19 protein-coding genes are annotated in these 18289 nt (G+C 46.1%); 9 read left to right on the top strand and 10 right to left on the bottom strand.

The genetic code is table 11. The annotated features are described in order from the left end of the window. Positions 1 to 6: 6 nt before the first annotated feature. Together ACHBGV_RS04915 and ACHBGV_RS04910 are read right to left on the bottom strand one after the other, a co-directional pair. Positions 7 to 1170: a MalY/PatB family protein gene (locus tag ACHBGV_RS04915; protein WP_394735765.1), complete on the bottom strand. Its 1164-nt coding sequence runs from the start codon at positions 1168 to 1170 to the stop codon at positions 7 to 9. Next, on the bottom strand, positions 1163 to 2263 hold the full coding sequence (locus ACHBGV_RS04910; protein ID WP_394735764.1) for a cystathionine gamma-synthase: 1101 nt from the start codon (positions 2261 to 2263) through the stop codon (positions 1163 to 1165). The genes ACHBGV_RS04915 and ACHBGV_RS04910 overlap by 8 nt, the downstream gene beginning before the upstream one ends. 206 nt (positions 2264 to 2469) lie before the next feature. On the opposite strand from ACHBGV_RS04910, the gene ACHBGV_RS04905 reads away from it, so the two are divergent. From ACHBGV_RS04905 to ACHBGV_RS04895, 3 genes are all read left to right on the top strand, one after another. After that, on the top strand, positions 2470 to 2733 hold the full coding sequence (locus ACHBGV_RS04905) for a hypothetical protein (RefSeq protein ID WP_105122821.1): 264 nt from the start codon (positions 2470 to 2472) through the stop codon (positions 2731 to 2733). Position 2734: 1 nt separating this feature from the next. Continuing rightward, on the top strand, positions 2735 to 2986 hold the full coding sequence (locus ACHBGV_RS04900) for a hypothetical protein (RefSeq protein ID WP_394735763.1): 252 nt from the start codon (positions 2735 to 2737) through the stop codon (positions 2984 to 2986). Between the two features lie 81 nt (positions 2987 to 3067). Continuing rightward, the gene (locus ACHBGV_RS04895) at positions 3068 to 4513 is read left to right on the top strand and encodes a UDP-N-acetylmuramoyl-L-alanyl-D-glutamate--L-lysine ligase (RefSeq protein ID WP_394735762.1); all 1446 of its coding nucleotides are present in this window, start codon (positions 3068 to 3070) and stop codon (positions 4511 to 4513) included. A gap of 22 nt (positions 4514 to 4535) precedes the next feature. Here the strand turns inward: ACHBGV_RS04895 and ACHBGV_RS04890 are convergent, their stop codons facing one another. Together ACHBGV_RS04890 and ACHBGV_RS04885 are read right to left on the bottom strand one after the other, a co-directional pair. Further along, positions 4536 to 5021, bottom strand: a complete 486-nt coding sequence (locus ACHBGV_RS04890) for a glutathione peroxidase (protein WP_105122818.1) — start codon at positions 5019 to 5021, stop codon at positions 4536 to 4538. Between the two features lie 10 nt (positions 5022 to 5031). Further along, positions 5032 to 5748: a pseudouridine synthase gene (locus tag ACHBGV_RS04885; protein ID WP_172022315.1), complete on the bottom strand. Its 717-nt coding sequence runs from the start codon at positions 5746 to 5748 to the stop codon at positions 5032 to 5034. Positions 5749 to 6286: 538 nt separating this feature from the next. Here ACHBGV_RS04885 and ACHBGV_RS04880 point away from each other — a divergent pair. From ACHBGV_RS04880 to ACHBGV_RS04870, 3 genes are all read left to right on the top strand, one after another. Then, positions 6287 to 7243, top strand: coding sequence for a glutathione S-transferase family protein (locus tag ACHBGV_RS04880; RefSeq protein ID WP_394735761.1), 957 nt, complete (start codon positions 6287 to 6289; stop codon positions 7241 to 7243). 72 nt (positions 7244 to 7315) lie between these two features. Next, a complete protein-coding gene (locus ACHBGV_RS04875) occupies positions 7316 to 7480 on the top strand; it encodes a hypothetical protein (protein WP_394735760.1) in 165 nt (54 codons plus the stop codon). A 45-nt stretch (positions 7481 to 7525) separates the two neighbouring features. After that, positions 7526 to 8422 (top strand): low temperature requirement protein A, encoded by an 897-nt coding sequence (locus ACHBGV_RS04870; RefSeq protein WP_394735759.1) that lies wholly within the window; start codon positions 7526 to 7528, stop codon positions 8420 to 8422. Positions 8423 to 8459: 37 nt separating this feature from the next. Here ACHBGV_RS04870 and ACHBGV_RS04865 read toward each other — a convergent pair whose 3' ends face one another. Next, entirely contained in the window at positions 8460 to 9164 is a 705-nt protein-coding gene (locus ACHBGV_RS04865; protein WP_394735758.1) for a glucosamine-6-phosphate deaminase, read from the bottom strand. 131 nt (positions 9165 to 9295) lie between these two features. Between ACHBGV_RS04865 and ACHBGV_RS04860 the strand changes: the two genes are divergently transcribed. From ACHBGV_RS04860 to ACHBGV_RS04850, 3 genes are read left to right on the top strand one after another with little or no spacing between them, the layout of a single operon-like run. Continuing rightward, complete coding sequence (locus ACHBGV_RS04860; RefSeq protein WP_162840655.1) at positions 9296 to 9466, top strand: hypothetical protein; 171 nt, start codon at positions 9296 to 9298, stop codon at positions 9464 to 9466. 9 nt (positions 9467 to 9475) lie between these two features. Further along, positions 9476 to 10504: a tRNA preQ1(34) S-adenosylmethionine ribosyltransferase-isomerase QueA gene (gene queA / locus ACHBGV_RS04855; protein ID WP_105122814.1), complete on the top strand. Its 1029-nt coding sequence runs from the start codon at positions 9476 to 9478 to the stop codon at positions 10502 to 10504. A gap of 27 nt (positions 10505 to 10531) precedes the next feature. Next, the gene (locus ACHBGV_RS04850; protein WP_105160450.1) at positions 10532 to 11002 is read left to right on the top strand and encodes an arginine repressor; all 471 of its coding nucleotides are present in this window, start codon (positions 10532 to 10534) and stop codon (positions 11000 to 11002) included. 79 nt (positions 11003 to 11081) lie between these two features. Here ACHBGV_RS04850 and ACHBGV_RS04845 read toward each other — a convergent pair whose 3' ends face one another. The 5 genes from ACHBGV_RS04845 to arcC form a co-directional block, all read right to left on the bottom strand. Continuing rightward, the gene (locus tag ACHBGV_RS04845) at positions 11082 to 12698 is read right to left on the bottom strand and encodes a C69 family dipeptidase (protein ID WP_105122812.1); all 1617 of its coding nucleotides are present in this window, start codon (positions 12696 to 12698) and stop codon (positions 11082 to 11084) included. A 134-nt stretch (positions 12699 to 12832) separates the two neighbouring features. Next, complete coding sequence (locus tag ACHBGV_RS04840) at positions 12833 to 14179, bottom strand: dipeptidase (RefSeq protein ID WP_394735757.1); 1347 nt, start codon at positions 14177 to 14179, stop codon at positions 12833 to 12835. 65 nt (positions 14180 to 14244) lie between these two features. Beyond that, the gene (locus tag ACHBGV_RS04835; RefSeq protein ID WP_172009593.1) at positions 14245 to 15747 is read right to left on the bottom strand and encodes a YfcC family protein; all 1503 of its coding nucleotides are present in this window, start codon (positions 15745 to 15747) and stop codon (positions 14245 to 14247) included. A gap of 315 nt (positions 15748 to 16062) precedes the next feature. Continuing rightward, positions 16063 to 17184 (bottom strand): aminotransferase, encoded by a 1122-nt coding sequence (locus ACHBGV_RS04830; protein WP_394735756.1) that lies wholly within the window; start codon positions 17182 to 17184, stop codon positions 16063 to 16065. A gap of 139 nt (positions 17185 to 17323) precedes the next feature. Continuing rightward, on the bottom strand, positions 17324 to 18271 hold the full coding sequence (gene arcC, locus ACHBGV_RS04825) for a carbamate kinase (protein ID WP_172022285.1): 948 nt from the start codon (positions 18269 to 18271) through the stop codon (positions 17324 to 17326). Positions 18272 to 18289 lie beyond the last annotated feature (18 nt).

Here is an 18289-nt window from a genome sequence, read left to right as displayed (position 1 = left end):
CTAGCCTCACTTCCCAAAAACCCTTGCAATCCGCTCGCTGGCTTCTTTGATGGTATCAAAAGGTGCTGCGACATTTAATCGTGCATGCTGCTTACCGTCGCTGCCGAAGACCAGACCATTATTGAGGAGGACTTTAGCCTCTTTTTCTAATTTTTCCATAAGGTCAGCCTGACTCAGGCCGTAAGCTGAAAAATCTAGCCAAATTAAATAAGTCCCCTGTGGTTTCATGACCTGAATCCTGGTATGGGTTTCCAGATAATCCACTGTAAAATCAACATTTGTTTCGATGACTTTTTTCAATTCTGCCAACCAATCGGCTCCGTAACGGAAGGCTGTTTCGGTAGTAATCAAGCCGATAGCAGGAATTTCATGCTGGTTATTGGCCAATTGACGTTTGGCAAAAATCTTCCGCAGTTCTGGATTTTCAATAATGGCAAAGCTATTTTTGGTGCCTGCAATATTGAAAGTCTTAGTCGCAGACGATAGGACAATCGAAAATTCCTTGAATCGGTCATCAACTGTATTGAAGGACTGGTGCTGATTGCCAAAGAGGGCTAAATCCTGATGGATTTCATCTGAAACCAGAAGGACGCCATGTTTCTGGCAGAGCTGGCCAACAGCAGCCACTTCTTCCTTGGTCCACACACGGCCACCGGGGTTGTGTGGATTACAAAAAATATATATCTTGACCTCATTTTCGAGGATGTCTTTTTCTAATTTTTCCAAGTCAATGGTAAAAATTCCGTCTGACTTGACAAGAGAATTAGTCACCAAGTGACGGTTGTTGAGCTTGATAGACCGCGCAAAGGGAGGATAGACAGGGGTGTTGATGAGGACTGCATCACCTTCCTTGGTAAAGGCCTGAATGGCAATAGTCAAAGCTGGTACAACTCCTTCGACCAAGAGAATGCTATCGCGCTCAATCTCGTAGCCATGCTGGTTTCTTTCCCAATCAATAATGGACTGATAAAGCCCCTCGCTGGCATAGGGATAGCCAAAAATGTGCTGGTCAGCATAGTCACGGATGGCTTGGCGGATTTCTGGTAAAGGCTCAAAATCCATGTCCGCAATCCACAGTGGCAAGAGGTCTGCATCCTCTTCCACCTTACGCCATTTTTCTGCATGTTGGCCCAATCGGTTGGGCCGGCTGGTAAAATCATAGCTAGTCATCTGATCCCTCCAAGGCTTGTTTCAAATCAGCAATCAAATCATCCGCATCCTCAATTCCAATAGATAGACGGAGTAAATCGTCTGTCAGACCATAGGAATGACGGGTTTCTGCTGGAATATCAGCATGGGTCTGGGTCGCTGGATAGGTAATCAAACTTTCCACCCCACCCAAACTTTCCGCAAAGGTAAAAATCTCAAGGCTGTTGAGAATGTGGGAAATTGTCGCCTCATCTGCAACCTTAACAGAAATCATGCCACCCTTGCCGGTATAGTAAACCTGCGTAACTGCTGGGCTATTCTCCAAATAAGCCACAATCTTCTGAGCATTCTGAGTCGCACGTTCCATGCGGATCGACAGGGTTTTGAGACCACGCATGAGCAGGTAGGCATCCAGCGGCGACAGGGTTGGACCAGTCGTATTTTGGTCATAGAAGAGCTTGTCGTAAATAGCCTGGTCATTGGTCATGAGAACTCCAGCCAAGACATCATTGTGACCAGACAGATACTTGGTCGCAGAATGCAGGACCACGTCAGCACCCAGCGTCAGAGGATTTTGATAAATCGGACTGTAAAAGGTATTATCGACAATGACCTTGGCACCTTTGGCATGGGCGACAGCCGAAACCTTAGCAATGTCAAATTCCACCATGAGCGGGTTGGTCGGTGTCTCAAGGAAAACGTAGTCGGTATGGTCGTCAATGGCCGCTAGTAGATCCTCCTCGCTATTGGCATAGGTAAAGCTGAAACGCCCCAGACTCTCCTGCTCGTTAAACCAGCGGAAAGAACCGCCGTAGAGATCACGCGCTGCCACAATTCGACTGCCGACTGGAAAGCCGTTGAAAAGCAAGACCAGAGCCGCCATTCCTGAGCTGGTCACCAGGGCATAGTCCGCCTTCTCAATCGCTGCCAGAGTTTTTTCCAAACTAGCACGGGTCGGATTTTTGGTGCGGGTATAATCAAAACCTGTGGACTGGCCGAACTCCGGATGCTGGTAGGTAGTCGAAAGGTGGATAGGCGATATGAGGGCTCCCGACTTCTCGTCACTATTTATGCCCGTCCGGGCCAAAATCGTATCTATTTTTAATTCTGTCATCTTCTCTACCTCGTTTCTATATCTACTAGTCTAGCAGAAATTGGCTTATTTTTGAGAAAGAAACCGAAGATTTCCTATAGGAAAAACTAGAGCTTTCTTATAGTTTTTAGCTATAACACCCTGTGAACATTTACATAAAAATCCTGGACAACATCCTTAAGAATTGATATACTATACTTGTGAAAGAGCTTTCAAAGGAGGTTCCTATGACATTCCAAAAAGATTTTTATCGCTATTCGGAGTTTTACTGGTTGATTTTCTGGATGATTCAGATTGGACATATCTGGCTTAGTTACCCGGAAAGTCAGTACCTGCCTTTAAATCTGTTTTTATCTCTGACTCTGCTCATTCATGCTTATCGGGCCTTTTTCAAGCCCAAGCATCGCTTTTCGAAAACCAGAACCATTTGGCTTGTCATTGCCTTGCTACTTCTGTGGCTTGGTGCTATCGTGATATATAGGGGCTACTAGGATGTTCAAACAGTTTAACAAACAGTTTTACCGCAGCCTGGATTTTTACATGGCCATTTGCTTGATACTATATAGTTTGGGAGCTATTTTGGACAATGAATATAACTGGTGGATATACTTACAACCGATTTTGATTCCTTTCACTCTCTACCAATCCTTCTTTTCCAAGAAGGGCAATCTGAAAAAGGATTGGCTGATTTATCTTTGTGTCGGAATCGTCTTCTTGGGATTCTGGTTAGAATTCATTGTATAGTTACTTGCCTTCTCGTGCATTTCCGAGAGGGTTTTCTTGTCCTGACTTGTCAAATATCCTCGATAGGTTTACAATAGAAACATGATAAAAATTGAACGTGTAGTAGACATCTTAAAAGCGGATGACAACTTCCGCCAGATCAAACAAAATAATCAGATTGATAGCACTTGGACGGATGTCCAGTTTGACTCTCTCAGCTATGACAGCCGGACTGTTAGCCCAACGACCCTCTTTTTTGCCAAGGGTTTGGCTTTTAAGAAGGAATTTCTGGAAAAGGCTATCGAGGCTGGACTTGCTTTTTACGTGTCTGAAATCGACTACGAAGTCGACATTCCTGCCATCATCGTCCAGGACATCAAGCAGGCTATGAGCCTGATTGCTATGGAGTTTCATGGTCATCCCCAGAAAAATCTCAAACTCCTGGCCTTCACCGGCACCAAGGGCAAGACAACGGCGGCTTATTTTGCTTTTAACATTCTCAAACAGAGCCACAAGCCTGCCATGCTTTCGACCATGAACACCACACTGGACGGTAAGACCTTCTTCAAGTCCACCCTGACCACGCCCGAAAGTCTGGACCTCTTTGCCATGATGGCGGAGGCGGTCCAAAACGGCATGAGCCACTTGATTATGGAGGTGTCCAGCCAGGCCTATCTGGTCAAGCGGGTTTACGGGCTGACCTTTGATGTCGGCGTTTTTCTCAACATCAGCCCCGACCACATCGGCCCCATTGAACATCCGACTTTTGAGGACTATTTCTATCACAAGCGGCTTTTGATGGACAATAGCAGAGCTGTCATTGTCAATGCTGGAATGGACCATTTTGAAGTCGTGAAAGAGCAAGTCAGCTCCAAAGACCATGACTTTTATGGACCGACTTCTGAAAACCAGATTAGCCAGTCAGCAGGTTTTGACTTCACAGCGACTGGCAAATTAGCTGGCCACTACGACATTCAGCTGATCGGTGGTTTCAACCAAGAAAATGCCATCGCAGCAGGACTGGCCTGTCTCCGTTTGGGTGTGAGCCTGGAGGACATTCACACAGGAATTGCCCAAACCAATGTCCCTGGCCGTATGGAAGTCCTGACCCAGCAAAACGGTGCCAAGGTCTTCGTGGACTACGCCCACAACGGCGACAGCGTGAAAAAGCTGATCGATGTCGTATTGGAACACCAGACAGGCAAAGTTATCCTAATCCTTGGGGCTCCTGGCAACAAGGGAGAAAGTCGCCGCAAGGACTTCGGTCTTCTGCTCAATGACTATCCACAGGTTGAGGTCATTCTAACAGCTGATGATCCCAACCGTGAAGATCCCGCAGCAATTGCCGCAGAAATTCGTTCCTACATGACTAGACCCAGCGACTTTATCTTGGACCGTGAAGAAGCCATTGCAAAAGCCATGAGCCAAACGACTGGTGGTCAAGATGCGGTCATTATCGCAGGGAAAGGCGCCGATGCCTACCAGATTGTCAATGGAGAGCATGCTCCTTACGACGGCGACTTGGAAGTTGCACGGAAATATCTATAAATAATAAGAGCCCGGGAAAGACCTAGGCTCTTATTTTCAGCAATTTTTCGATGTCCTTTTTCAACTTGCTAGGTGGAGTTATCGGCAGATAGCGCTTAACAACCCGCCCCTGTCTGTCAATCAAAAATTTGGTAAAATTCCATTCAATGCTCTTGCCCAAAAGGCTGGATTTTTCTTTTTTCAGCCATTGATAGAGCGGATCCGCCTCGGGACCATTAACCTTGATTTTTGCGAAACGAGGGAAGGTCGTACCAAAATTTAGACTACAGGCTTGGTGAATTTCTCGGTCCGTTCCACTAGCTTGATTAGCAAACTGATTGCAGGGAAAATCCAGAACCACAAATCCTTCATCTTTGTAGCTTTCGTACAATTCCTGCAATTCCTTATACTGGGGTGCCAGACCACATCCCGGTGCCGTATTGACTACCAGCAAGACTTGACCAGCAAAATCAGACAGGTCTTGCTGGCTGCCGTCCATTTTCTTCACTGAAAAATCGTATAGATTCATACTTTTCTCCTCAATCGAAATAGGTCAGTAAATGTTGGATTTCTGTTTGGGTTAAGGTTCTGTATTGACCCAGAGGTAAATCTCCTAAAGCGAAGCCGCCAAAACTGATCCGTCGCAGATAAGTCACCTTGACTCCATAGGCTAAAAACATTTTCTTGACCTGATGAAACTTGCCTTCGGACAGCTGGATGGTCGCTCTGCTATGTTCCAAAGAAGAAAAATCAACCGTCAGCTGACAGGGCTGGCAGCGTGTGCCGTCCAAAAAGGTTACGCCTGAGGCAAAGAAAGTGGGCGCATCCTGGCTAAGCGGGCCATTGACCTCTACATAATAGGTCTTGTCCACATGGTGCTTGGGATGGAGCATCCGAAAGCCTAGAGGTCCATTGTTGGTGATGAGGACCAGGCCTTCCGTGTCCCTATCCAAACGCCCCACTGGATATAGCCCAGTCGCCCGATCCTCTGGCTGAATGCAGTCGATGACCGTCTGATGCTGGCTATCCGTCACAGCTGATACTACTCCGGCCGGCTTGTGAAGAAGAAAATAGCTAGCGCCTGCCAATGCTATCTGTTTTCCTTGGATAACAATTTCCTGCAGAGCTGGGTCCACAATCTGGCTGAGAGAATGAGCAGGTTGATCGTCAATCCATATCTGCTGGGCCTTGAATAATTTCTTTACTTGCTTGCGGGAACCAATCTTGGCCACCTCCATACACTTGTCTAAACGCATAAAACTATTTTAACACAGTTTGGACAGCAGACCAACTATAAAAAAACAGTTCTTTTTAGCTCTTTTATTATTGTATGATAGCAAAGACACTAACGATGCCGCCTTAGAAAGGATGGTAACGATTATGAGTCAAATCCTCGAAATAGTACTTGTTGCAGCCATTGAAGCATTTATTAGCTGGCTGGGGGTGTGATGGTTAGACAACCGCTTCGACAAGTAACATACACAGTTAGTGTCTTCTAACCCAGAAAAAATCCCCTTGGTCTGGCAGGACCTAGGGGATTTCTGTTAGCACATATGCGCCAAATCCTTAATTCCCTTGCATTATCCCATAAATTTCCAATCAAGTCAAGTTTGACTGTTTTTATCGTGTTTTCTTAGAATTCTTGAATTTGTGCGGTATCGATTTTCTACAAAACATTTTTCTTGACAGGTTAATGCTTGTCGATTATACTAATAATTAGTGATATATTTTTTTACACCGGAAATCTGAGTCCTTCTTGGATTTCCTTTTTTCAAACAGGAGGCTACTAAACTTATGGGACTTTTACAAGATGGAAAATGGGTAGACCAATGGTATGACACCAAGTCAACAGGTGGCAAGTTTGTTCGTACAGTCACACAATTTCGTAACTGGATTACAGCTGACGGAGAGGCTGGACCAACTGGAACTGGTGGTTTTAAGGCTGAAAGCGGCCGCTACCACCTCTACATTTCTCTAGCCTGTCCGTGGGCCAGTCGAACTTTGATGATGCGCAAACTCAAGGGCTTGGAGGACCACATTTCCCTCTCTGTCGTCCATCCCCTCATGCTGGAAAATGGTTGGACCTTCGAGGAAGGTCCTGGGGTCATTGGCGATAGTATTTTGGGTAGCAAATATCTCTATCAAGTCTACCTCAAGGCGGATCCAAACTACACTGGTCGTGTGACTGTTCCTGTTCTATGGGATAAGAAAACCAATACCATCGTCAGCAACGAGTCTGCCGAAATTATGCGGATGTTCAATACCGCCTTCAATGACATCACGGGCAATCAGGATGATTATTATCCAGCAGACTTGCAGGCTGAGATTAATGCCATGAATGACTTTGTCTATCCAAACATCAACAATGGTGTTTACAAGGCGGGCTTTTCAACCAATCAGGCAGTCTATGAAAAAGAAGTCAAAAATCTCTTTGCTGCCTTGGAGAAATTGGAAGAACATTTAGTAGATAAGGACTATCTAGTTGGCAATCAATTAACCGAGGCTGACCTGCGTCTCTTTACCACCTTGGTGCGATTTGACCCTGTATACTTTGGACATTTCAAATGCAATATCAAGGCCTTGGTGGACTATCCAAACTTGTGGAAATACACCAAGCGGATTTACAACCACTCTGGTATTGCGGAGACGGTTGACTTTGACCATATCAAACAGCACTACTACGGTAGCCACAAGACCATTAACCCAACAGGTATTGTCCCAGTCGGACCAGACTTGGACTGGACACTATAAGAAACAAAGGGAGATGACATCCTCCCTTTTCGTATGGTATAATAGGTCAGATTTTTTGAAAAGGAGATTGACTTGTCTGAAATTATCGCAAAACGCGTATCAAACTATGAATTATTTTATGATTTGGTCTTTGTTCTGGCCACTTCTTCACTGACTGGACTTTTGCACGGTGACCATATCGGTCTCAGGGAAATTCTAACCTTTATCACCGCCAACCTGATTATTATGACCCTGTGAATCAACGAAACCATCTATCTCAACAAATATGGTGAGCGAGATTTATTGGATATTTTCACTATCATCGCTTCTATGTTTGTAGTGGGACAACTGTCTCTAACCTTTAGTCATGATTTTGAAGCAACAGCCCTGCCCTTTACTATCTTTTTGAACCTGTCATATTCGATACTTTGCTTGCAGTACTACCTTCGGGGGCGGAAAATCGGTTTTACGGCAGATATAAAAAATAGTCTCTATATATTTGGGATTTATGTGCTGGTATTTTTCTTGACTTCGGTAGCTATTTACTTTAATTTCTGGACCTATGATGAAAAGAGCCTCTTGCTTTTATATCTCCCGTATATTATTTCCTATTTCTTCAAGGACAAACTCAGTCACGATGCTATGAACTTTCCTCACATCGTTGAACGGTGTCAGTTGATTACCATTATTACCTTTGGTGAAACGGTCATTGCGATTTTGAAGAATTATCCGATTCAGACGCATCTGCTCACTAGTGTTCTCTTCTTCTTGGCAATGGCGTTCTCCTTTATGTTTTACATTTCGCAAACCTATCTCAATATCAATCACCATCAAAAGACAAATGTAGCCACCTTACTCTATGCCCATATGGTACTGGTTTTAGGCCTCAACTTTTTTACAGTTGCTGTGGAGGTTTTACCGGGTGAGCACGCTAGTTTGGGTTTGCCTTTCCTACTCATTGGTTACTTCCTCTACTATCTAGGAATCCTAATGACCAGTCGCTACAACCAAGACCTTTATCGACTGAATAAAATGGTTTGGCTTCAATATGCCATTCTGGTATTCAGCACCATCATTCTTCTGATAGCCTTCCACCACTATCTAACCTTGATTGCCGCTATACTGGTTGCTAGTTCATTTATGATGCTCGTCATCTCTTTCCGCCACCGCAATCGTGTAGAAGCTGACCTTGAATCCTAAAAAACCGACTGCCAAAAATGGTAGTCGGTTTTGTCTGTTATGCTAATTTACTGGCTGCTGCCTGGTCCACGATGAGGACTACATCCTCGTGGTTCTGAAGGACGCTGGCAGGGACATCTGTGGTCACTGGCCCTTCCACTGTTGCCTTGATGGCGTCGGCTTTTTCAGGTCCATAGGCCATGAGGACAATGGTTTTTGCCGCCATGATGTTAGCAATCCCCATGGAAATAGCCTGTTTTGGCACTTCCTCAATGGTCTCAAAGAAGCGACTGTTGGCCTCGATGGTCGAAGGAGCCAAATCAACCAAGTGAGTCTGACCGTCAAAGGGCGCCCCTGGTTCATTGAAGCCGATGTGGCCGTTGCGACCGATACCCAGGATTTGAAAATCGATGGGTTTGTCTGCCAAAATTTGATTGTAGCGGGCTGTTTCAGCTGCCGCATCCTCAGCCAATCCATTTGGCAGGTAGGACTGCTTGAAGGGTTTGCTATTGAAGAGTTGTTCCTTCATAAAATAGATATAGGACTGATTACTTTCCTCGCCTAGCCCGACATATTCGTCCAGATTGACCGAGATCAGGTCAGAAAAGTCCAGGTCGCTCTCGCGGATGAGTTTGTAAAATTCCAGAGGACTGGAACCTGTTGCCAAACCGAGGACCTTGGCACCGCCGGCTAATTTTTCTTTTAATAAATTGAAGGCCAAAGCTGCGCCTTCTGCTTGATTTTCAACTACATGAACTTTCATGGTAACCTCCTTTTTGGTATAGACCGTTTTCCTAATTTTATTATATGGTATATACCAATTTTTGTCAAGTCATCTTGCTTACAATTCCCATCCTGCTAGCCTATTCCCCCTAAAAATGCTATAATGAAGGTATGTTAAAAGATTTACTCATTCTATTTTTTCTGGGAAATATCCTCTGTCTGATTGGGTATTTTGTGAAAAATCAAGTCCTGCTCAAGCGTATTCTCTATGGGATTGGTGGACTATTGATTGCATCACCATTTTTAGTTCTGGCCTACTTTTTATACGCTATTTTTTTGTAAGGAGTTGATATGAAAACAACAGATTTTGATTTTGAATTACCCGAAGAGCTGATTGCTCAAGTTCCTCTTGAAAAACGGGACAGCTCCCGCCTGCTCATCCTGGATAGGGAAAAACAGACCATGGTGGACAGCCATTTTGACCACATCATCGACCAGCTCAATCCAGGAGATGCCCTGGTTATGAACAATACCCGTGTCCTACCGGCCCGTCTCCACGGCTTTAAGCCTGAGACTGGTGGTCATGTGGAATTTTTGCTCCTGAAAAATACCCAGGGTGACCAGTGGGAAGTTCTTGCTAAGCCAGCTAAGCGGCTCAAGGTCGGTGCTACTGTCGCCTTTGGAGACGGCAGATTGACCGCCACAGTGACCCAGGAATTGGAACACGGTGGTCGCATCGTCGAATTTGCCTACGAGGGCATTTTCCTAGAAGTCTTAGAAAGCCTGGGAGAAATGCCACTTCCGCCCTATATCCATGAGACCCTAGAAGACCGCGACCGCTACCAGACCGTCTATGCCAAGGAAAATGGCTCCGCGGCGGCACCGACAGCTGGTCTCCATTTCACAGAAGAATTGCTCCAAAAAATCGAGGCCAAGGGTGTCAAGCTAGTCTATCTGACCCTCCATGTGGGATTGGGAACCTTTAGACCAGTATCAGCTGATAATCTGGATGAGCATGAGATGCACTCAGAATTCTATACCTTGACGGCCGAGGCTGCAACAATACTCAACCAGGTCAAGGCTGCTGGCGGACGCATTGTCGCTGTCGGCACCACCTCGATTCGCACCCTTGAAACCATCGGCAATAAATTTGACGGCCGACTGGAAGCTGACTCTGGCTGGACCAATATTTTCATCAAGCCCGGCTACCAGTTCCGCATTGTCGATGCCTTTTCTACCAACTTCCACCTACCCAAATCAACCCTGGTCATGCTGGTATCTGCCTTTGCCGGCCGGGAATTTGTCTTGGAAGCTTATAAACACGCCGTAGACCACCAATACCGCTTCTTCAGTTTTGGCGATGCCATGTTTATCCAATAAGGATTGCACTGTATAAAGGAGTTTGCAATGAATAAAATTGAAAGTCGGCACCAACTCATCCTCTCCCTGGTCCTGGAAAAGAAAATCCACACCCAGCAGGAGTTACAAGACTTGCTAGAGACCAACGGTGTGACGGTCACCCAGTCCACCCTGTCGCGCGATATCAAACAGCTCAATCTTGTTAAGGTCAATGAAGCAAACTCCGCCCACTATATCATCAATCCGATAGCGCCATCTCGGTGGGAAAAGCGGCTCCGCCTCTATATGGAGGACGCTCTGGTCGTTTTGAAACCCGTGCAACACCAGGTGGTTCTGAAGACCCTACCTGGTCTGGCCGGAACCTTTGGCTCTATCCTAGATGCCATGGAAATTCCTGAAATCATTGCAACCGTCTGCGGAGATGATGTTTGCCTGATTATCTGTCAGGACGAGGAAGCAGCGCTGACCTGCTTTGAAGAGCTCAAGCACTACACACCCCCCTTCTTCTTTTCCAAGTAAGTGACAAAAACTCCTAGTTCCAAAGTGAGCTAGGAGTTTTTTTTATTAAGATACCTATTTCAGAGTAGTTCAAAATAGATTATTTTGTATTTTTCTTTTTGAACAAATAAACTGCGCTGGCAACTGCAGCAAGGCCTAGTAGGGCGTAAGGAAGGACATTCATGGAAGATGATTTTTCCTCACTGGTCTCTTCTTTTTTCTCAGGCGCTGCTTCTGCTTCTAGAGTAGCGACACGCGCTTCCAAGTCCTTCTCAATCTCTTTCAGACGGGCAAAGGTTGTTTCCGCCCGCTTGATACTGGTTTCAGTGGCGTGTTTGCTTGCCTCTTCAGGATTTTCAGCTACCAGGGAAATGATTTCCTGGTTCAATACATCCTGTTCCTTGATCCAGTCCGCTTCCAGACTCTTGACTTGGTCAATGACTTCCGTACCAAATTCATCTGGATATTGAGCTACCATATCGTTGATATGAGAAATAACCCAGTACCAAGAATCCGCACTGTATTCTGTGCTGGTGTCCTGATAGGCCTTATAGGTGTCTGTGATATTACCAAAATACGGTAGATAAGGTGCATTGCGCGGACTTCCCATGGCTAACCACATCACTCCGCCACCGACTTCTACAGGCAATTCATCCTTGAGCTGGAAGATATGGGCCTCCATGACATTTTCATTAGAAATCGGATAGGCATAGCCATCGATAGCATTCTTATTCTCAGGCTTGCCCTTACCGTCCAATTCCATTTGGTCCAGAGGTTTCAAATCCAAGCCTTCAAAACGGTTTCGCTGCAGGGCCATGGCATCTTCCAAGCCCAATTTTTTATCCGTCGTGTGCAATAATTCATAGTAATCATCTTCGTAGGTCACCTTGGAATCCGGGTCCAATGACTTGATGCCTGAAAATGACCGCGAACGGTTGGCGTCTGATAGCGGTGGATTGTAGGATTGGGCAATATGAAACTGACCGTCCACTTCCTTGTAGGTACCCGCTTCTTCCGCCAAACCTTTGACATTGTCAGAAGTAATCACGCCCTCCTTATCCGAAAAATCAATATGACCTAGATAGAAGGTATTTGGAAAGACAGCAAACTTATCTGCTGGGAATTTGATGGCTACATACTGGTGACCAGACAAGATTTCCATATACCAGATGCCTTCCTTGTCCGCAAAGAGGACAATATTCCCTTCTGCTGAGCCCTTTTCAGTCACAATTTTTGCGACCAGGTCTACAGCCTCACGGGCCGTTTTAGCATATTGGAGAACAATACTGGTCATGGAAGATTCTGCCAATCCATCTTCTACATAGGGATCCAATTTTAGAATATCATCATTTGCCGTTGCAGAAACGGTCGCTGAAATTGACAGGCCATGTTCATTAAAACCAGCCTCGTCGTAGACACCGTACTCCGGAGTAACATCGGGTACCGCTGTGTATTTGTGAGATACTGCTGGCAAAGGATAGGTAAAACCATTAGACTGGTCTTCCCACTTGGCCCCTTGCTCATTTTCCGTCCGTGGATAAACGCGGAAGGTCTTATTGTGATTTGGTTCCAGGTCTTCTGTCCGTCCATAAAGCCAGGAACCATCTGTGGTCAGGTCCTTACCGATGACAAAACCCGTGCAGGCTGACACGATTGGCTGACCAATCCATAGACTACTGCACAAAAGCAACAGTATAGCCGATAACTTTTTCTTCATGATTTCCTCCATTCTGAAATCAGTGCAAAAAATAACCTGTATCCACATAGAGCCAGCAGACACAGGTTTTGATAAGAACACAATTTGGAAGTGGAATTCCAATCAGCTACTAGAAGCCGATAACTTTCCAACTTCTATTGATCAGAGCCTGCTAGGCGATAGACCGCCTCAGCATAGATGTCCATGGTCTTATACAAGTCTCCCAGGGGCATTCGTTCATTTTCTTGATGCTCAGTTTGTGGCGTTGAGGGGAAGCAAGCCCCAAAGGCCACACAATTTGGCATGGTCCGAGCGAAGGTTGCTCCTCCAGATGAGATGGGCTGACTGTCTAAATCACCTGTTTTTTCCTGATAAACAGCCATCAGCGTAGTCACTAGCTGGCTGTCCAGAGGGACATAAAGGGATGGGAGATAGTCAAATTCCTCATAGGTCAAACCCAAAGCTGCTGCCTTAACAGACAGAGTCTCCACCAGCTGGTCCTTATCTGCCAGGACTGGAATGCGAATATCCAGACGAATTTCAGACCGGTGGGAATCGATGGTCAGGCCCGCAATATTGAAACTCAGAGCACCAGACGGCTCATCACTTACATCTCCAAATAAGCCCTGAGCCGTCGCGTCCTCCCCAATCGTATTAGCAATGAAGTCCAAAGCTGGGTGCTGCTCAAACTTATCCAGAGCCTTGGCCAAGCGCACAATGGCATTGACACCCTGGGCCGCATCCTTGGCGTGTTTGGACAGACCGAGTACGACAACCCTGTCGTCATCCATTTCATAATCAAAGCCCAATTGCTTCAACTCAGCAATAACGCTGGCTAGGAGATGCCCAGAATAGCAAGCCTTAGCTGGTACTACATTGTAGGCCGTCCCAGCCTCCAGGTGCAAATCTCCCTGACCTGGACCATGGAGTTTGGCCTGCAAGAGCCCCTTTTCAGCATAGGTTAGCGGGAAGGATGAATCCGGTGCAAAGCCCATTGTAGCCTCTTCTTCCAGCTGATTGTAGCGATGGAGACAACGCCAGAGCGTTTCCTCGTCCGTTCCGAAGATAAAACGCACACGTTTTGTAAAGGTCACACCAGCATCCATCAGGGCCTTGACCGCAAAGAGCGCAGCCATGGATGGTCCCTTGTCATCCTGCACCCCCCGCCCAATCATGAGACCGTCCTTTATCACAGCCTCAAAAGGGGGCGTCTTCCACTTGGTCAGGTCACCAGCCGGCACCACATCCAAATGGCAGAGAATGGCTAAAAGTTCCTGACCCTGCCCCACCTCAGCATAGCCGTAATAGCCTGCCGGGTCCAGATAGGTTGAAAAACCTAGCTGACGACAAAGGTCCAGGGTAAATTCTAAGGCATCCTGAATCGGTTGACCAAATGGTGTCTTGGTTTGATGTTCTTGTAAAATAGAGGGGAAGGCGACCAAATCTTGAATGGCCGCTAGACAAGCCTGCTTGTCTTCCTCTCTGATAAAATTCCTTGTCACCTCAATACCTCCATTCTATCCGATAGTCGGAAAACATTCATGGGTAGTTGGCTATATTGCCTAGTCTAAAAGAAGGTTGCTACTGCCAGAATGAGGATGGAAGCCACAATGATAGCAGCAATCAATTTACCAACGTATTTGTACCAGGTACCAATTTCGATACGTCCTAGAGCCAGGGCACCCATTACAATACCAGATGTCGGTGCTACCAGGTTAAGGACACCAGACGCTGCCTGGAAGGCTGTGATAATCAGGCTAGCAGGCACATTGACAAATTCGCCCAAAGGAGCCATGATACCCATAGAAGCTCCTGCCAAACCTGAAGTTGATGGAATCAAGAAGGACATTGGCAGATAGAAGAGATAGGTCAGGATGATAAAGACTTGAGGAGATAGGCCTTGCAGACCAACTTCACCCCAGTTGAGGATGGTAGCTGTAATCATACCATCGTTCATAATGACCTGGATACCACGCGCCACCGCACAAATCAAGGCAACGCTGAGCAGGTCGGCTGCACCATTCAAGAAGGATTTGACCAGGCGTTCTTCTTCCATACCGTAGACAATACCGATCATAACACCGGCTACACCAAAGAGCATAGCGCCTTCTGGGAAGTACCACCATCCAAATGGATAGGTCGTAATCCCCACAATTTGACCAAGAACTGGAATGGAAATCAGCCATTCTTTGATATCTGTAAAGAAATTCACGCCCAAGTCTTCCCAAGGAATGAAACTCAAAATCATGAATACAAAGGTTAGGAAGAAGAGGACCAGCACACGTTTTTGGGCAGGTGTCAAGGTATCATTGACCTCACGGTCGGCATTAACATTAAAATGCTCCATGTCTGCTTCACGCTGGTTGTAGACCAGTGATTTGGTAGGATCCTTTTTCACTTTTTCCGCATAAGATGCCACAAAGAACATGCCTAAACCGAGGATAACGATGAAAAATACAATCCGCCAGATCATACCATCTGCGATGGAAACCCCTGCTGCCGCTGATGCCACACCAGTCGCAAATGGGTTGACCGTTGAAGCCAAACAGCCAATCTGTGAACCCAAGAGGATAATGGCAACACCAGTCAGACTATCATAGCCAACCGCCATCATAACCGGAATTAACAGAGGGAAGAAGGCCATGGTTTCCTCGCCCATACCATAGGTCGAACCACCCAGGGCAAAGAGGAACATAAGGATGTAAATCAACCATTTTTCACGGCCCTTGAAGCGCTTCACGATAGAGGCAATCCCTACGTCCAGCGCTCCAGTTTCATTCACAACTCCCAGGAAAGCCCCCACCATCAAGATGAAGAAGGAGACATCAATGGCAGCTGATGTTGCTCCGTGGCCCAGCATAGCCCGAACCGGAGCCATAAAGACATCCCAAATACCCTGCGGATTTGAGTCCACAGCTTCATAGGTGCCTGTGATAAAGTTTCCCGCATCATCAACCTGATATTGACCCGCAGGAATAATCCAGGTCATCACTGCCATCGCGGCAATAATGAGCATGAGTATAGTGTAAGATGAAGGCATTTTAAAGCCTTTTTTTACTTTTTCGCTCATGGCAAAAAACCTCCTAATATATTTTTACATGATTGTTTTTCACAGGAAAAACACTTAGAAGCTCTATACACAAGCAAGGAACATTTAGACCAGAAAGTTTTTCTTATCAAGATAATTTCTTCAAGAATACAAGATATTCTAAAAAAACTAGGATGATTGACAGATAACCAGTCATAGCCAAATGCACTGCTCTGTGAATACAGATTCCTACATACAAATACACAGGCTGGAACAATCTTAGACTTAGAAAATAGATTTCTAAGCTAATCGCCAAGCCTTTTATCAAAAGAGGTTTGAGCAAGTAAATGAATAAAGTTAATCCAGGTCGTCAAACTGACGCAGGAAGGCAGACAGGCGCTTTAAGCCTTCTTGGAGAATTGACCGATGGGTACAATAGCCCAGTCGCGCAAAGCCCGGCATATCAAAGCGATTGCCCGGTACCAGCAAGACCCCCTCCTCCTGCAAGAGACGGAGGCAGAAACTCTCCGTATCTTCTGGAATATCCAATCGAATAAAAGAAGTTGATACCTGTTTTGGGAAGACCAGTTGCACATGGGGCTCATGTTCTACCCAATCCTGGAGAATCCGCAGATTGCCTTCTACCAGACGGCGATTGCGCTCCAGGATGGCTGCCTTATTTTTCAATACATGAGTCGCCAAGGCATCATCAATCACACCAGCACAAATCATGGTGTAATCTCGATATTTGCGAAACAAATCCGACAATTCCTTGTTGGCTGCCACCCAACCGACCCGAATCCCAGGAATGGAATAAGTCTTAGACAGGCTATTGGTCGAAATGCCCTTTTCGTACAAATCAACGATAGCAGGCACATCCATCCCTTCTTCCAAGGGTTGATAGACCTCATCTGACAAGATATAGGCACCCACACTCCGAGCCAGTTCAACCACTTTCTCCAAAAAATCCCTGGTCATAACAGACCCCGTCGGATTGTTGGCATTATTGATACAAATCATCTTGGTATTTGGCCGAAGGAGGGACTTCAAGTCCTCCAAGTCAGGCAACCAATCACGCTTCTCATCAATCCGCCACAAGTCTACCTCCGCCCCAAAAGAACGAGGAATATCATACAACTGTTGGTAGGACGGATAGAGAGAAATCACATGATCTCCTGGCTGGATCAAGGCGTAGATGGCCAAGTGGTTGGCCCCTGTAGCTCCATTGGTCTGAAGAATCGAGTCGACACTGACTGTCTCGTATAACTTGGCAACTTCTTCCTTAAAGGCAGGTGAACCTTCTATCCAGCCGTAGTTCATCTTGGCTTGCAATAAATCCCCCATTACCGCCTGGCCATCTCCCAAAGCCAAGACCTCTTCCAAGGTCATTGAAGCAATCGAACTACCTGCAATATCATATTTGGCTTGAGTTTCCCACTCATTGAGCCATTCTTCTACACCAAAGGCTTGTATTTCCATCTTTCTTCCCCTCTTCTCTATCCAGAAGCTCGGACAAGCAGGTCCGACTTCCAGAATCAATCCTTGTTATTATAACATAGTCCGAAATCAAGTCCTCACAATTACCCTTGGCTAGGCCCTCTTCCTTTTCATTTACTGCTTAACTTTTGACAATGATGGTGCCACTTTCTGATTCAATCAAGGCACCGAGATTTTCAAGAGAGGTGATAACTGCCTGGGAGCTTGGCTTATGATTGACAAAGGCAATCGTCGCCTCTACCTTAGGCAGCATAGAACCTGGTGCAAATTGGCCTTGTTTGATGTATTCTTCCAATTCTGCCACCGTCACGCGCTCCAACTTCTCTTGATTTGGTTTGTTAAAGTTAACATAGACATAGTCCACACCTGTCAGAACGATAAAGAGATCTGCATCGACCAGTTCAGCCAGACATTGAGAGGCAAAATCCTTATCAATAACAGCCTCTACCCCTGTCAAGGTGCCATCAGCCTCCTCAATAACCGGAATACCACCACCACCTGCGGCAATAATCACTTCCTCTGCATCCAAGAGGGTACGGATGGTGCCGATTTCCTTGATACCAATTGGTTTTGGTGAGGCAACGACCTTGCGCCAACCACGACCAGCATCTTCCTTAAAGGTTGCTCCTGTTTTTTCCGCTTCAGCCTTGGCTTCCTCTTCTGTATAGAAGGGACCGATTGGCTTGGTCAGATTCTCAAAAGCAGGGTCTGCCTTGTCAACAATGACCTGGGTCACTACTGAAGCGACATCCTTCTTAATGCCTTCCTTGGCCAACTCATTTTCCAGGGCATTTTGCAACCAAAAGCCGATAGAGCCTTCGGTCATGGCCACCAGGCTATCCAGTGGAAAGGCAGGGTTTTTCTCAGAATCAGCCGCCAAATTTTGCAACAGCAGATTGCCTACCTGCGGACCATTTCCGTGTGTGATGATTAAGTCATCACCATTTTTTATCAACTTAACCAGGTGCTTGGCTGTGTCAACCAAGGCCTGCTTCTGGGCCTGGGCTGATGGATCGGATGATAGAATGGCATTTCCACCCAAAGCCACGACAATTTTACGATTTGCCATAGAACAAGATCACTCCTC

This window comes from Streptococcus sp. A34 (assembly GCF_043674115.1).
In the GTDB taxonomy this organism is placed as follows: domain Bacteria; phylum Bacillota; class Bacilli; order Lactobacillales; family Streptococcaceae; genus Streptococcus; species Streptococcus suis_V.
This window is presented reverse-complemented; position numbering and strand designations above follow the sequence as displayed.